General features: G+C 39.6%; 11 protein-coding genes. 3 read left to right on the plus strand and 8 right to left on the minus strand.

Annotated elements, in window-relative coordinates:
• Window positions 1-6: 6 nt before the first annotated feature.
• On the minus strand, window positions 7-3,048 hold the full coding sequence (locus tag GSQ84_RS17880) for a SusC/RagA family TonB-linked outer membrane protein (protein WP_158798632.1): 3,042 nt from the start codon (window positions 3,046-3,048) through the stop codon (window positions 7-9).
• Between the two features lie 519 nt (window positions 3,049-3,567).
• Here GSQ84_RS17880 and GSQ84_RS17885 point away from each other — a divergent pair.
• Together GSQ84_RS17885 and GSQ84_RS17890 are read left to right on the plus strand one after the other, a co-directional pair.
• Window positions 3,568-4,992, plus strand: a complete 1,425-nt coding sequence (locus GSQ84_RS17885; protein ID WP_158798633.1) for an inorganic phosphate transporter — start codon at window positions 3,568-3,570, stop codon at window positions 4,990-4,992.
• A 7-nt stretch (window positions 4,993-4,999) separates the two neighbouring features.
• The gene (locus tag GSQ84_RS17890; protein ID WP_158798634.1) at window positions 5,000-5,818 is read left to right on the plus strand and encodes a universal stress protein; all 819 of its coding nucleotides are present in this window, start codon (window positions 5,000-5,002) and stop codon (window positions 5,816-5,818) included.
• A gap of 76 nt (window positions 5,819-5,894) precedes the next feature.
• Here GSQ84_RS17890 and GSQ84_RS17895 read toward each other — a convergent pair whose 3' ends face one another.
• From GSQ84_RS17895 to GSQ84_RS17905, 3 genes are all read right to left on the minus strand, one after another.
• Window positions 5,895-7,334 (minus strand): RagB/SusD family nutrient uptake outer membrane protein, encoded by a 1,440-nt coding sequence (locus tag GSQ84_RS17895; protein ID WP_158798635.1) that lies wholly within the window; start codon window positions 7,332-7,334, stop codon window positions 5,895-5,897.
• A gap of 20 nt (window positions 7,335-7,354) precedes the next feature.
• On the minus strand, window positions 7,355-10,438 hold the full coding sequence (locus GSQ84_RS17900; RefSeq protein ID WP_158798636.1) for a TonB-dependent receptor: 3,084 nt from the start codon (window positions 10,436-10,438) through the stop codon (window positions 7,355-7,357).
• Between the two features lie 395 nt (window positions 10,439-10,833).
• Entirely contained in the window at window positions 10,834-11,799 is a 966-nt protein-coding gene (locus GSQ84_RS17905) for a helix-turn-helix transcriptional regulator (RefSeq protein WP_158798637.1), read from the minus strand.
• Between the two features lie 82 nt (window positions 11,800-11,881).
• On the opposite strand from GSQ84_RS17905, the gene GSQ84_RS17910 reads away from it, so the two are divergent.
• Window positions 11,882-13,045, plus strand: a complete 1,164-nt coding sequence (locus GSQ84_RS17910) for an NAD(P)/FAD-dependent oxidoreductase (protein ID WP_158798638.1) — start codon at window positions 11,882-11,884, stop codon at window positions 13,043-13,045.
• Window positions 13,046-13,110: 65 nt separating this feature from the next.
• Here GSQ84_RS17910 and GSQ84_RS17915 read toward each other — a convergent pair whose 3' ends face one another.
• The 4 genes from GSQ84_RS17915 to GSQ84_RS28210 all read right to left on the minus strand — a co-directional run bounded on the left by GSQ84_RS17915 (window position 13,111) and on the right by GSQ84_RS28210 (window position 16,178).
• A complete protein-coding gene (locus GSQ84_RS17915; protein WP_158798639.1) occupies window positions 13,111-13,707 on the minus strand; it encodes an O-methyltransferase in 597 nt (198 codons plus the stop codon).
• A 228-nt stretch (window positions 13,708-13,935) separates the two neighbouring features.
• The gene (locus GSQ84_RS17920) at window positions 13,936-15,138 is read right to left on the minus strand and encodes an aminotransferase class V-fold PLP-dependent enzyme (protein ID WP_158798640.1); all 1,203 of its coding nucleotides are present in this window, start codon (window positions 15,136-15,138) and stop codon (window positions 13,936-13,938) included.
• A 311-nt stretch (window positions 15,139-15,449) separates the two neighbouring features.
• Window positions 15,450-16,031, minus strand: a complete 582-nt coding sequence (locus tag GSQ84_RS17925; protein ID WP_158798641.1) for a Crp/Fnr family transcriptional regulator — start codon at window positions 16,029-16,031, stop codon at window positions 15,450-15,452.
• Window positions 16,032-16,049: 18 nt separating this feature from the next.
• A complete protein-coding gene (locus GSQ84_RS28210) occupies window positions 16,050-16,178 on the minus strand; it encodes a hypothetical protein (protein WP_256377533.1) in 129 nt (42 codons plus the stop codon).
• Between the last annotated feature and the right edge of the window lie 343 nt (window positions 16,179-16,521).

Here is a 16,521-nt window from a genome sequence, read left to right on the forward strand (position 1 = left end):
GTAGAACTACAGGGTTAATTTCAGGCTAAGGTCAAAAGAACGTGAAGTAGGAACAGAGAAGGAATAAATACCTTGTGAACCATTTGAAGAACCAAATGAACTTACTTCAGGGTCGCCACCGGTAAAGTGAGGTGCATAGATCCAAAGGTTACGTCCTGTTACAGTCAATGATATCGCTTTGAAAGGGCCTTTCTTTAAACTCGAAGGATTAATGTTATAACCGATACTTGCATTTCTCAGTTTCAGGTAAGTACCATCCTGAATTACTGATTCTGTAATACCATTTAAACGCTGATAATAAGCTTGGCCTGTTACTGAAACTGTATTTGGCAATCCTGTATCTTCATTGATACCATCAACTACTCTTGGTGCCCTGTTTTCGGTAACCTTTGGCGTTCCATAGAAATACCCGTAACTATCTACATTATTCTGGATATCCCCGCCTTTTTTGAAGTCAAAGAAAAAACTTGCATTCCATTGTTTGTACCTGAAGTTATTGTTGATGCTGGCCATGTATTTCGGAATGATGTTACCGATAATGCCTTGTGTAGCATCTGCAACTGGTAAACCTGAAGCGTCGGTCAGGATTTTACCTGAAGCACTGCGTGCGTAACGGGTACCTACGATAGTTCCGTAAGATTGTCCTTTAACAATAGTGGTAAAACCATTGGCAATCTGGTCTATACCAGGATAGATCTCAGCCACTGTACTTTTGTATTTTGACCAGTTTAAAGTCATGTCCCACTGGAAGTCTTTAGATTTTACCGGAACGATATTCATTGAGGCTTCCATACCCCTGATTTGCAATTGTGCAGAATTCACCGTGGTATAGGCATATCCTGAAGAAGGGGCAATTCCTACCGTAGGGATAATACCACCTATTGTATTTTTAGAATAAAAAGATCCTTCAAAAGTAATCCTGTTGTTTAGGAAACCAGTTTCAAAACCTGCTTCAAATTCATCCAGACGCTCATTTTTTAATGTTGCATTGGCTAAAGTCTGGTTGAGTAAAAATCCTGACTGTCCTGCATAAGGGAAGTTAATGTTACGAACAGATGAACCACCCGACTGTGTAAGGTAAGTTGTAGTTAAAGAGTAAGGAGAAATACTACCGTCATTACCCACAGTACCGTATGAAACGCGGATTTTGGCCAGGTTCATTACTTTCTTCAATCCATCATTAAAAAATTGAGAAAGGATAAAACTTGTTGCTGCAGATCCGTAAGGATAAAAGTTATTGCCTTCGGCCAGTACAGAATTACCATCGTATCTTCCTGTCAGGGATAATTCCAAGAAGTGTTTGTAATCGATATTGCCCTGTAAATAGAACCCAATCTTACGTTGTAAATAATGGTTTTCAGTATAAGTAACAGTAGATGCAGAACTGATGTTATTTAAACCTGCTACAGTAAGCCCTAAACCGTTACCGTAGGAGTTTTCAGAGTATTGTGAAAAAACGTTGTTACCCAATATACCATCGAAGGTAAAATCTCCGGATTGGTGACTTGCACTTGCGATCAAATCATTATTAAATTGTCTGAAAATATTATTGCTGACAGTGATTCTTCCTGTAGGATTACTAACTGATCCAACATTTTCATGGTAGTTATCCTGTTCAGTGTAAACGTCTGCCCCAAATCTTTCTGTGATCGTTAACCATGAGATAGGTTTGTAATCTGCATTAAAAGTTGGCATGAAACGGTTTACTGCTGCAGTTTGACCTACATTATTTTCTACCCAATATGGATTGTTCCTTGAATAACGAAACAAACGCTGCGTTCCGTCAGCATTGGTAGAAGGCTGCAGGTCATAAGAAACAGGAGCAGTGAAAATAGTCCACACCGGACTGCCCAGATCATAACCTTCAGGAAGACTGCTCTTATTTGAGTTCGTATAATTCAGGGAGAAAGTAGTATTTAAGTTCTTTAAAATTTTGGCACTATACTTACCAAAAAATGAATTTCTTACATATTTTGTTGTTGGTACTGTTCCGGTTTGATTAAAGTTTCCGTAAGAAATAAAATAGCTGTTGCTTTCTCCGCTGCCACCACCTATATTAAAGGTATTGTTGTAGGTTTTTCCAGTTTGAAAAAACAAAGCCGACTGATCGTAAACTTTAGCTTTAGCACCATTGATCATTAAGGTGTCCATTTCAGCCCCCCAAGAAGTACTGGTTTTGTTCGTTACGCCGTCATAATATACACCATTGGTACCCAATGAGTATTTATTCTGAATCTGAGGGATGATCGCCGTTTCCACAGAGAAGTCTGAAGAAAAGTTGATCGTTGGTTTTTTACTGCCACCACCGTTTTTAGTGGTAATGATGATCACACCATTTGCACCGGCAGAACCATATAAAGCTGTTGCTGCACTACCTTTAAGGATGTTCATGCTTTCAACGATGGAAGGGTCTAAATCTGCGATACGGTTTGTACCTGGTCCTGAAGCAATATTTCCAGTTTCGCTGTTATCTACAGGGATACCATCAATTACCATTAAAGCCTGATTGTTACCATATAGTGATGATCCACCACGAATAACAATCCTGGATGAACTACCTGGGCTACCAGAGGAACTGGTTACCTGAACACCCGATGCTTTACCTGCCAGTGCATTGACAAGATTGGGCTCTTTGGTTTGAACCAGCTCGTCACTTTTAATTTCAGTAGAAGCGTAGGTTAACATTCTTTTTTCCCTCTTGATCCCCAGGGCCGTTACCACAACCTCATCCAGGTTTTGGTTATCTTCTTCTAAGGAAACAGTAAGGTTTTTTTGCGATGAGAGCGCTATTTCTTTGGTGGTGTAGCTAATTGCTGAGATAATTAATGTAGCCTCTCCTTTGTAAGGAAGAGAAAATGCACCGTCGGCACCTGTCAAAGTTCCTTTGGTGGTTCCTTTGATCTTAACGGATACACCGGGAAGTCCGATTCCTTTTGTATCTGTCACTTTCCCTTTCAGTACTATAGTCTGTGAAAAGGCAGACCCGCAGAAGAAAAGAGCACAAATACAAGAAAAAATAATTTTTTTGAGTAGTAGCTTTTGATTCATAAAACTAGGTTTAGGTTATTGGTGTGTTTTGTTTTAACAAACAAGAATGTTCGATTTTATAAATCTATAGAATGATTGAAAGCATTTTTATCATAAAATTTGCCAGAACATACCGGATGTTAACATAAATTTTACATAAACAGCAAAATCTTGATATAACTCCAAATAAAGCCACTTAGACACCAGGAAAAAACTACTTATAACGCTACTAATTTCAATAACCCGCCTTATTTATAAGTAGAATAAAACATTTTCTTCTTTAAACTGTATTTGCAAAATATTCACCAAGAAATTTTTCGAAAAAAGATACCTTACAAATCAATCCATTATTATTTTGGAATTAGTCAAAAAAAACAGGGTATTAAATGTTCTTAACAAGCTTTCCCCGAATAATTTTGCAACAATCAATAAAAGAGTAATATTTTGTTAATCTAAAATTAGCCCTAAATAAATATGCGTTGTGTTTATTTGATATAAGCAGCAGATTATTAACGATTTGCCAATTGTAAACACAAGCCTATGTATCTTTCAATTCTTGCAGTTACCTTTCCCTTTATGGGCCGTGTTGACCTCAGCGGCTATTTACTGGTAGTTTTTATCATCTGTTTACTCGCTGTAGCGGGTTTTGAATTTGTCAATGGATTTCATGATACAGCAAATGCCGTTGCTACTGTCATCTATACAAAAGCACTAAAACCTGTTTATGCAATTCCGTGGTCTGGATTATGGAATTTCTTAGGGGTATTCCTGGGCGGGGTTACTGTAGCAATGGGCATTTTAAAACTGGTGCCACTTGATGCACTCATGACCCTTCCGGTAAGCGTGGGGGCTTGTTTAGTGTTATCTGTCCTGTTGGCCTCTATCATATGGAACCTCGGTACCTGGTACCTGGGCATTCCCTGTTCAAGCTCACACACCATGATTGGTGCAATGATCGGCGCCGGCTTGGCCTTCACCTGGTATTATAACGGCCCCGGTGTTAACTGGGATAAAGCCGGGGAAATAGGTTTATCACTGATCTTATCTCCAATCATTGGATTTGGTGCCGCAGCCTTACTGATGTTATTTTTAAAACATGTGACTAAATCTCATGCCCTGTTCCATATCCCTTCCGGGGAAAACGACCGCCCTCCTATTCACATCAGGCTGTTACTTATTACTACCTGTACCCTGGTTAGCTTTTTTCACGGCAGTAACGACGGACAAAAAGGAGTGGGTTTGTTTATGCTGATACTAATTGCCTTTTTACCAGCCAGATTTGCTGTAAACCACACCATACCCAATGCGAAGGTATTAACCGCCTTTAACCAAACCGAACAGGTTCTAAACAAAACTATTACCAGGGATCCAGGTCAAAAGAACGCTCTTGGAAAACTTATCGTGGAAATTGACCAGGCTAAGGTTTCTCTTGCTGCTAAAAATGAAAAAGATGTAGCCAAAACATACAGCTACCGCAAACAGCTTGAAAGTGTTATCAAAGATATTAAGGCGATAGTTAAAGATGAAAAAAGCAGTCTTCCACAAAATGATAGGGCTACACTTAACGCTACATCAAAGGAGCTGGAACACGTCACTGACTTCGCCCCTGTTTGGGTAATTGCGATCATTTCGCTCTCCCTGGGCCTGGGGACCATGATCGGCTGGAAACGCATTGTAGTAACTATTGGAGAAAAAATAGGTAATGAACACCTGAATTACGCACAAGGGGCTACTTCAGAAATTGTAGCCGCTTCCACTATCGGATTAAGTACTGCCTTTGGCTTACCAGTGAGTACCACCCATGTATTATCCAGCGGGATCGCAGGAGCTATGGTAGCCTCTGGCGGTAAGGGAAATCTAAATAGTAAAACATTAAAGAACATCGCGTTAGCCTGGGTACTGACCTTACCAGTAGCCATAATTTTAGCACTGTTATTGTTTATGTTATTTCACTTATTTATTTAAATCGAAAATGAAACAGATTCTTGTTGCCACCGATTTTTCAAAAAGCGCCGCCAATGCAATGGCTTATGCAGTGGAATTAGCGAAGGTTCTTCACCTTGATATATGTGTTATACACGCTATACATCCTACCGAAGGAATCAATAACAGCACTTATAATGCCATTTTTATTGAAAATTATTATGCCAATAAAAGACAGGCTTTAAAAGAATGGGCAGATGGCTTTGCCGGTTCGGGTGCGGCTACTGTTAATATGATTACTTTATGTGATGTAGGTTTTTTAAAAAATGTAATCACCCGTTATGTTGATCAGCACCCGGTAGAACTTTTAGTAATGGGAATTACCGGTTCCACGGGAATTACAGGGATTGTTGGCAGTAACGCCAGCATGATGGTAACCAAAGTAAAAACACCTACACTGATTATCCCATTGGAAAGCAAGTTTAACAAGGCTCCTATGATTACGCTGGCTACAGATTTTGAAACCAGGTTATCTGCCGAAGATGTAAACGCATTAAATGAAATGGTAAAGGCATTCAGCCCGGCCAAAATGCAGGTGCTTTATGTTGCTGAAAAAACTGACGAAAAATCTGTACGGACAGGCGAAGCAAAATTAAAAGACCTGATCAAACATACTGAACTGGAATTTAATTCTATTAACAACAGTAGCGCATTGAATGGGATCATTGACTTTATAGAATCACATGAAACCGATATCCTATGCCTGGTAAAACACCATCACAATATTGTTTATCGTTTATTTACCCGCAGCACAGTGAACCAGGTGATGAATAAAACGGTTAAAGCTATTCTGGTACTGCATGAATAGCAGACCAACAGGTAAATTCGAAATATAAAAAAAGGTGCCCCCGCTATTCCGGAGAGCACCTTTTTATGGTTTAGATCTAATAACCCGGATTTTGTTTCAGGTTAGCGTTTAATTTAGTATCATATTGAGGTATAGGAAAAATCAGGTGGTCAGCACCATAAGGTACAGGTGTTATAGGTGAATAATCATCTGCCTGTTTCCCGGTTACGCCTTGTTTATTTCTTCCAAGATCTTCTATGCGATGACCTTCAAAAGCCAGTTCGATCCTTCTCTCCAGTAATATGGCATCTATAAACGACTGAGCTGTAGGAAAACCAGCCATTGTGTATTGCGTTGCACTTACCCTCGATCTGTCTCTTACCAGATTTAACCTGTCCAGAGCTGTCTGGTCAACAACATTGGTTTGACGTACTGAGGCTTCGGCTGCAGTTAACAGCACCTCAGGATACCTGATGATTGGTGCCCAGTCTCCTCTGGTAGCTACATCAGGATACTTCGCCGTATAAGTATAGTTTCCATTTACAGTCATCAGCTTCCTCCTCTTATCGTCAGCAGCAAAACCTGGCAGATTTAAAAAGGTTTTAGAGATAACCAGATCACCCCTTCCTCCTGCTGAAATTGGAGAATAATGCATAGGTAAAGCATTATTCGTATTTGGATTGTCCTTTGCATTGTTTGAAATAGAGAATACACTTTCAGAACTCTGATAATTACCCGGCCCAAATGAGGCCGACTGATCTGCATTTAAACGATATACACCGGCTCCAATCACCTTCTCCTCTTCCAATTTTGCATTGGCATAATCGCCTTTGTACAAATATACCCTTGCCAGTAAGGCAGAAGCTGCATATTTATTGGCACGTTGTACATTCGCATCACCCTGGCTGGCTAGAAGATTGGCTTCTGCAAACTGTAAATCGGAAATCATTTGTGTATAAACTTCAGCCACTGTATTTCTGGCCACTAAATCTGCACTGGTAAAGTTTACAGAAGATTTGATAATTACAGGTATACCTGGATGGGATGCATCTGCAGTGAAATTATAGGGATGTGCGTAATGATCTACCAGTGTAAGCATAGCTAAAGCCCGTGCAAACCTGCATTCTCCAATATAGGTGTTTGCCGATGTCCCGGCTACAGACAGGTTTGCCTGTATACCTTCAATTACGCGGTTTGCTTTTTGTATAGCAGCATAACCTGCGGTCCATTCGTTTGCAGCATAGGGATCGGAAGCCAGCATGGTATAGTGGAAAATGGTATTAAAAAAGCCTGTTATATCAATAACATCTTCTCCTAACACATCACTATAAACCAATGAACGTCCTGCTAAAAATTCAGGACTTTGCAAACCATCATATACACCAATCACATCAGCGTTAATTTTATCCGGAGTAGTGAAAGATAAATCGCTGGAAATTCTGTCCACCGGCTGTATATCGGTCACTTTTGTACATGCCGCCTGCAATAAGATAACAGCCGCAGCTAAGGATATATATGATAAAAATCTTTTTTTCATAATAATAAATTTAATAGTGATTAAAACCCAACATTTAATCCCAATGCATAAGTACGTGCTAAATAAGGCGTATAGCTATCTACACCGCCACCGATATTCCTATCCGCATCGGATGAACCGGTATTATTGCTGTTTACCTCTGGGTTTGTACCTTTATATCCGGTAATGGTAAAAGCATTCTGAACCTGCAGATAAATTCTTACACGTGATAAACTCATCTTTCTTTCTATCGCTACAGGTAATGAATAGCCCAGTTGCAAATTTTTGCCCCTGATAAAGTCGCCTCTTTCCAGAAATCTTGTTGAAGCCTGCGTAGATGTGGCATCACCATAATATAGTTTCTGGTTATCGGTAATTTGCCCGGGAGTGGTCCAGCTGTTTAATATTTCAGTAGAGTTGTTGAAGTTCGTTTGTCCAAGCAAAGCCCTGCGGGTATTGTCATAGACATAAAAATCTGTCGCAAATTGCAGGAATACACTCAGATCAATGTTCTTATACTTGAAATCATTGGTCAGGCCGCCTGCAAATTTTGGGATATACGATCTATCCAGTAAAACCTTATCCGTTGAAGTAATTGCAGAAACTATTTTACCTGTTGCCGGATCAGTCCAGGCACCTGTAGCAGGATTATACATTTTTGTATTTCCATTGGCATCCAGAAATTGCGCGAGACCAGTTTGGGCATTTACACCGGCCCATCTGATCAGATAATATGATCCGATTTCATGACCTGGTCTGGCTATACTGTAATAGGTAGCGGCAGTTGGCGTGATATCATCATTATTGGCATCGGTAGAAATAACCTTACTTTTATTATAGGCAATATTGAAGTTAATGTACCACTGAAAGTTTTTAGTATTGATTGGACTTGCATTGGCGGTAAACTCAAAACCTTTATTGGATATGGCCCCGATATTTTCTGTAACTTGATTGCTGGGGAATCCAAGTGTAGCCGGTACAGGATTATTTAAGATCAGATCATTGGTCTTTTTATCATAATAATCCAGCACGATATTAACTTTTTCAAACAATGTTGCGTCTACACCAATATCCAATTGTCTGGTTTTTTCCCATTTTAAATCCGGGTTACCGGGATTACTCAGCGACGCACCACCCAGATTTGCATACGTTACCGGAGCATAGGTGGAAAGGGATGGATAGTTCCCGATATTAGAGTTCCCTGTCAAACCATAACTTGCCCTCAATTTACCTTCGCTTAGAATACTGTTATTTTTTAAAAAGTCTTCCTGGGTAAATCTCCAGGCCAAAGCTCCCGAAGGGAACCCTCCTCTTCTATGATCTATACCAAAACCTGAATAAGCATCTGCCCTATAGGTAGCGGTGGCTAAATATTTTTGTTTATAGCTATAATTGGCACTACCGAAATAAGAGTCGAAACCATTGTTCTGTATGCCGCCATTAGCAACGGAGTTTGTAAAAGCAGAACCTATAAACTGGGTATAAAATGGATCTGATGCTCCACTGGCACGAGCATAAAGATATCTGGTGCTATTTTTATTATATTCTGCACCACCCAATAAGTTAATGGTGTGGTCTTCAGCAATCACCTTATTATAGGTAATGGTATTTGCCCAGTTCCATACCAGGCTTTCATTATAAACCTCCTGCACCAGCCCGCCTAGTCCTGCACCATCACCAATACCATTGTTCCAGTAATTGGTAGATAATCCAGTTTGATAGTCAACACCATAAGTCGACTTAATTTTTAAACCAGGCAAAAGGCTAACCTCAGCGAAACCACTTCCCAGAAAGCGCTTGGTATCAAAGTTGTCGTAATTTTGATCCAATACCGCCCGGGGATTGGGAATATTAAGCGTTAAACTATTTCCTCCATGACCTGTATAATAATCGCCATTCACTTTAACCGGCACATTTGGGTAATAAAAGAACGGACCATAAGGAATACCCGATAAAGTACCGCCTGTTCCGGAACCCAAACCATTCTGAAGGTTTCTCGAATATTGTGTATTGATACCAACTTTAAACCAGTTATTCACTGAATGCGTAATATTTAAACGGGCAGATCCCCTTCTGGCCTGATTAACCCTGATGTAGTTATCGTAATCCAGATAGGATGCAGAAGCAAATACGCTGGTTTTTTCAGTACCAGAGCTGACAGCAAATTCATGGCTCATAATTCCGCCTTTCCTATACACCTCATCCTGCCAGTCGGTACTAGCCTTATCAACTGTACCATTACCATCATAATCACCATACGCTGCAATTGCGCTTAAGCCCGCATTACTGCGTTTTTGATTAATCACAGAGTTGTACTGGTCTGCATTGAGCACATCAATTTTTTTAGAGGGCTCATTGTAACCAAAATAAGTATCATAGGTTACTTTGGTTATACCAGCCTTACCCTGCCGTGTGGTAATTAAAATAACGCCGGCTGCACCTCTTGAACCGTATAATGCTGTCGCAGCGGCATCTTTCAAAATATCCAGTGTTTCGATGTCGTTCGGGTTGATATCCCCCAGGGGGTCAGCAGAGTTATATAATTGTCCGTTGTTATTCTGCGTAATAGGTACTCCATCAACTACAATCAGCGGCTGACTTCCCGAAGTCAATGAAGAAATACCGCGGATGCGAATATTAACAGGAGCACCAACAATACCTGATGATGTATTTACCTGAACACCTGCCGCCCTGCCTGCCAGAGACTGGTTGAAACTCGTCACTGGTAAATTGGAAATTGCATCACCTGTGACTGTGGCGATTGAACTGGTGTTTTCTTTCTTCAACACCGTAGAGTATCCGGTGATCTGTACCTCCGATAAGTCGTTATATGATGGCTCTAAGACCACATTGATCACATCATTAGAAGACACAGACCTCGATTGACTCAGATAACCAATAAAAGCAAATTCCAATGTTTTAGCACCCGGCGGGACTTTTAAAGAGAATCTGCCATCTGAAGCAGTTGAAGTTCCGCTTTGTGCTCCTTTTAGGCGGATAGTTACACCAGGAAGTGGTCTCCCATCTTCTGATCCCGTTACCCTTCCTGAAATCGTTCTGTCCTGCGCCATTGCAAAACTGACACATAATAACAACAGGAATACGATTTGTAAAAGTTTTTTCATAAAATATTGCTCAGGTTAATAGTTAATCACACCCAATATACTAAACAGCATATTGACAGCACACACAACTTATTGTTGTATTTGCCTATTGTTACCGAATAATGACATTATATTATGAATATTTAAATTTTAAGCTTAAAAACACTCAAAATATTGTGATATCCATATAATATTTGATTATTAGGCTAAATCATATATCATTATCATAATTATATCTCTGAATATAACCTGTTTTTTTGCGGACAATTAACGAGGATACTTAATTAAGTTCAGAGATGCAGAATTATATTTGAAACATGTATAATTTCAACTAAAGTGCGGAAATTATTATATAGGAAGTTAGTAAAATTGTAGAAGTACGAATTGAAGGAAAGTGATCATTTAAATATTATATCTCATTTAAGCGAAAACCTCTTCGGTTTTATACCATGATGCTGTTCAAAAACTCTTGAAAAATGACTTAAGTTAGTAAAGCCCAACTGATAGCCAACTTCAGAAACAGTTAGCCCTTTTTCTTTTAACAATCTTGCTGCTTCCTGCATTCTTACAGACTGGTAATATTCAAAGATTCCTTTACCAAACATCTGTCTAAACAGTTTTCGTAGTTTCGGTTCGCTCATACCAGCTTCTCTTGCCTGTGCAGCAATATTAGGTGGTTCAGCCAAGTGTGACTGCAAATGCAATTTGATCGCATAAATAGCTTTAATATCTTCAATATGCATGCTGCTTGTAGGTATAACTTCCCGTTGCATCAACAGCGCAAAAATGTAACAAAGTAATTCTTCACATTTTAGCTTACAGTATTGGCTTGCCAAACTTTCCGGTACAGGATGCTGCAGTATCTCGCTGGCAGTTTTGATCATTTCGGGCGAAATGCCGGTTTCAAAGGCAAAGTTCTCCTTGCTTTCTAAAACACTTTCCACTACCGGATGCGATATATCTCCAAAGAGTTTTCGCAGGCGCTGCCGGGAAACCGCAATCCCGATACTTCTGAAAAAGGTGTATGAAGGCATGGTAAGTATGGAAGAAACGGCCTGCATGCAGATGAATACACTGGCTTGTTCCGGCAGCGGTTGTTTTTCGGGTACTAACGGTGATGGAAAAATTCCGCTCAACATAAAAACAACATCTTCCTCCCCTTCAGCTATTTCATTGGTACGCTCCAATAAAACTTCCTCATTCAGATAATAGTTGCGTACCATCATCCGTAAGTCGTTATCATCCCAGGAAAAGCCGGTAATATATCCCTCTCCCTTACTTTTAGGGATGTGGAAAAAACGACCTTCAACGGTTAAACCAACAGCCCTGGCAAATTCGGCCATGATGCCCGACCTATGTTTGTCTGTTACTGATACTTTCATTTCCGACTATTTTAATAGCATTTAGGACTATTTTAATTATAAATGTAGTTATACTTTTGTTAACGGAATAAAAACAAATATCATGTTGTTACAAAATAAAGAAGTTGCCATCGTAGGCGGTGGCCCGGGAGGCCTCACATTAGCACGATTACTTCAGCTTAAAGGAGCAAATGTAAAAGTATATGAAAGAGACGAAAGCAGGGATGTGAGGGTACAGGGTGCAACACTCGACCTGCATTTCGAATCAGGTTTAAAGGCAATCGAAAAAGCGGGGTTATTGGATGCCTTCAAAGCAAATTACAGACCTGATAATGACCGCTATCGAGTTGTTGATAAAAAGGCGACCATTTTCTATGACGACCATGACAAAGAGTCTACCAGTGATTTTGGGGATGAATCATTCAGACCTGAAATTGACCGCGGACCTCTAAGAAATATTTTATTGGATTCACTGCAACCCGATACAGTTGTTTGGGATAGTCATATTGTTTCGCTTGAAAAAATCGATGATACCTGGAAAATAATTTTTCAGAACGGCAACACTGCTTTTGCCGATATTGTAATTGGAGCTGATGGAGCCAATTCAAAAATCCGTCCGGTTGTTACTCCTATCAAACCTTTTTATTCTGGCGCCACTTACCTAGTAGGCAATATTGAGGATTCGGAGAAGAACGCCCCAAAAATTCACAGTTTATTAAAAGGTGGAAAAATTTCTGCCATGGGCGATTCTAAAACAATATTTGTAAGTGCCAAAGGCGATGGTAGTATGGATTTCTATATTGGCTGGAAAGCAACTGCTGACTGGGTTAAAGAAAGTGGTATTGATTTTAAAAATGCTGAACAAATCCTCGAGTGGTTTAAAAAAGAGTATGCCAGTTGGGATAACATCTGGCTCGAATTATTCAACCATAAAAACACCCAATTTATACCGAGACCTTTATACTGTATGCCATTGGACCAACATTGGGAACCACAATCTAATATAACTTTGCTTGGTGATGCAGCACACCTCCTACCTCCAAATGGAGAAGGTGTAAATACGGCAATGCTCGACGCTTTAGATCTTAGCGAGATTTTAACCAGCGGAAAGTTTGCTGATCTAAAGCCGGCAATAGCCTATTATGAAGAAAAGATGTTTGCAAGATTTGTGGAAGAAGGCAAGGAAACAATAGATATGATAGACTGGATGTACTCACCAAATGGTTTAAAAGAAATGGTGAAAACTTTAAATCAGCTACCCAACTAAATGCTAATTTGAATTGTAGCTGCCATGAATCGGCTACAATTTCAATTTTCCTGTCGGGCGTATATCTAAATCATTTTTTTTCTGCAAATAAATTCACCGTTACCTATTGGTACAGTAAGACAGTCAAATTGCTCATCACCAAGTGCCCGCTCAATCATGGGTTTAATTTCAAAATATTGATCGGTAGCATTATCAGCTACTAATAGACCGTTAGAAACCATTTTAGGAGCTACAACTTGATAACACCGCTCATAAATATCTTTTTCTGCATCAAGAAAACAAAAAGCAACCGGGCCGAGTTTAGCCTCATAGTCAAAAAAATCACCTTGTATCAATTCAATGGTGTTATCTAATCCCACAAGCTCAAATGTTTCGCGGGCCATTTTTACTTTAGCTTCATCTATCTCAAAAGTTTTGACCTTTCTATTAGTTTCTTTGGCCGCGAGAGCCAGCCAAATAGTAGAATAGCCCGCACTGGTACCTATCTCTATAATCTCTCCATCAGGGAGGTTGACCACCAGCAAAGACAAAAATTGCCCGGTATCATAGCTGATTTGTCTTAAACGTTTGTCTCGCGGCGTACCGTCAACACGGTCTTGTTGATCTATTTTTTCAAGTTGCAGCATTCTGTTCTTCAACACGGCCGGGATTTCATTAAACATCTTTATAAAATTTAATATTTCTAAAGTAGATAAATAATATGTTTTCCGGAATAAATCAGATAGCCTTTAAGCAGGCATACCGAATTATTTTGGTAAACATTCCACGAGATTATCACTAATATCTATAAACAACATCCTGAACTTGCAGTTCATTCTAATGTATAGCGTTATTTATTAGGTTGTGGTTTAGACAAAAAATAAGCCAAGGATGTCAGTTTCCCGAAAACATCAATTATTGATGATAGCGGTTAATTCTCTGCATAGTATGTTGATTTCGTTATCGGTGTTATAGTAATGAACTGATGCTCTTATTACATCAACGAGCTCGTTTTTATTCATGTAGATAAATGTTGACTTCGCCAGACCAACAGAAACATTAATGTTTTTTTCTGAAAGTTTCGCTTTGACTACCTGGCTCTCTATATTATTTACAGAGAAGGTCACAATACCACATTGCAGCGTCCCGTTATCGTGAATTGTTACACCTTCAATCTCTTTTAACTGCGTTCTCATTGCTCCCGCTAAAGATTGGATCCGCTCCCAGATCCGGTCGACACCTATGGCTAATGCATATTCAACTGCTTTTCCGAGTCCAAGTGTTAATGCGCGGCTTTTTTCGTAAAGTTCGAATCTTCTGCAATCGGCTCTAACCCGGTAATCGTCTTCGCTGATCAATTCAGCCGTGTGCCCATCGATTAACAGCACTTCCAGCTGATCCTGAATGGATTTCTTCACAAATAAAAATCCCGTTCCACGGGGCGCCCTAAGATACTTACGGCCGGTTACCGACAAGATATCACAGCCAATTTCCTTAACATCAATCGGTACCTGACCTACAGTCTGGCAGGCATCAACCAAATATAATACACCGTATTTACGCGCTATCTTACCAATTTCAACTATTGGCAATACCGTTCCGGCTGCAGAAGCAATATGTGTAATAGCGATCAATTTGGTGTTTGGGGTAATGGCAGCTTCCAAAGCCTTTAACTGGAAGTTGCCCTGCTCGTCATTTGGTATGACCTGTACCTTTATACCCTTTGTTTTCTTCAAGTGAATAAAACCAATCAGATTCGTGACATATTCCATTTCTGAGGTAATAATCACATCACCCTCATCGAATTTAATGCCATTGAAAGCTAGTCCCCAGGCTGTGCTGGCATTTTCAACGATAGCAATTTCATCCCGCTCAGCATTAATCAAACGCGCAATCAGTTCGTAAGTATATTCTATTTGCTGTTTATACTTGAACTCCGCTTCATAACCCCCAATAACCGCTTCCTCACGGAGATAATTAACAACTGTGTCAACAACAACAGACGGATTTAAGGACGAGCCTGCGTTGTTAAAATGGATCTTAGCTAAGGTTCCGCTGGTGTCTTCCCTGAATTTTGACAGCTCCTGTTCAGTGATGATATTCTTATGTTGCATCTTTAATGTTATTTATCGAACAAAGAAAGCCCAATTCAAGAACATTTAACAGATACAGAAATCGTATTTTTAATGGTAACAGATAGTCGATTTTCGAGCGTGAAGCTATCGCAGCACTTCTAACTATCTTATTCCAATGTTGTTTGCCACATTTGTCGGCACGTCACTTCGGATTTCCGGATACTTTTTGGCAAACTTAGTCAGGTGCTCACCCCCATCAAAGACTGTATAGTTAGATTCCGTAAGTTTACTGAAGAAAAGACTCTTGCCAGATCCATTTGGTCCTTCGACTATAAAAAGCGTTAAAAATATTAAACGAAGAAATTTTTCCTGATTCGACTCAATGATTGCTGTGTGATTCCAAGATAAGAAGCTATGTCGCTCAATGACACACGTAAGGCAATATCCTGATGATACAATAAAAAGTTCCGGTAACGGGCAGTAGCATCCTGTCCCATAAAAATATTACGGGTGGTGATTTTGTCTAACAATGCCTGCTGTACGATGTTTCCGATTAACTGGTAAAGATAAGGCAGCTTTTCATATAGACGGAATAAATTGTCTTTTGTCAATATAATCAAATCTGTATCACAGGCTGCCTGTAAACTTTCCGTAGTAGGTGTGTTATTAGTGAAGCTATCAAGAAAAGTACAGAAGCTATTTTCTTTCAGAAAAAAGACAGTAATATCATTCCCGTTTTCAGTATGCTTTATGATACGCAACACGCCATTTCGCACAAAAAACATTTCCTTGGCAATTTTGCCCGCCTGCAATAACCTCTCCCCTTCTTTTACTCTTCGTAATTCTAAATTGGCTTTTATCAGCTCCCAGTCCTCTACTGGAATTGAGCGAAATAACTGTAGGTAATTATAAAGTGGTTGAAAATCCTCCATGTTAATATATAATTGTGATTATAATCTCTCCAGCAATGGCACCACCCATTCAGGATAGTCCTCTTTTTCAGGATGTAGCCGACCATACAAAATCTCCCTTGGAATGACGGGTTCGGCAATATCGGCAATGGCTTTTAACTTCTCCACTTTAAATACTTGTTCGTCGACTGTATATTACAATTGTGGATTAAAGTTTACTATCAGTCCGTCAAGGCTATCAATTAATTTCATTTTATTCTTAGCTACGGGGTCTCTATTAAGGAATAAGCAGAAGTCTAAAGGTGGAGAGCATATCTCGGTGAGTCGCCAAAATGAAAAAGCCTCTAATCTTAAGATTAAAGGCTTTTTGAATGTTTTGATACTTATTATGCGGACCGGACGGGACTTTGTGAAAGTAGCCTAACGGCCTTTAAATGACGTTTTTTGAGCTTTTTCGATTTTGACTCATGAACTACTCACTAATTTCATAGTACAATATAGCTGCAATGCT

The sequence above is a fragment of the Pedobacter sp. L105 genome (genome assembly GCF_009765875.1).
Taxonomy (GTDB): Bacteria; Bacteroidota; Bacteroidia; order Sphingobacteriales; family Sphingobacteriaceae; genus Pedobacter.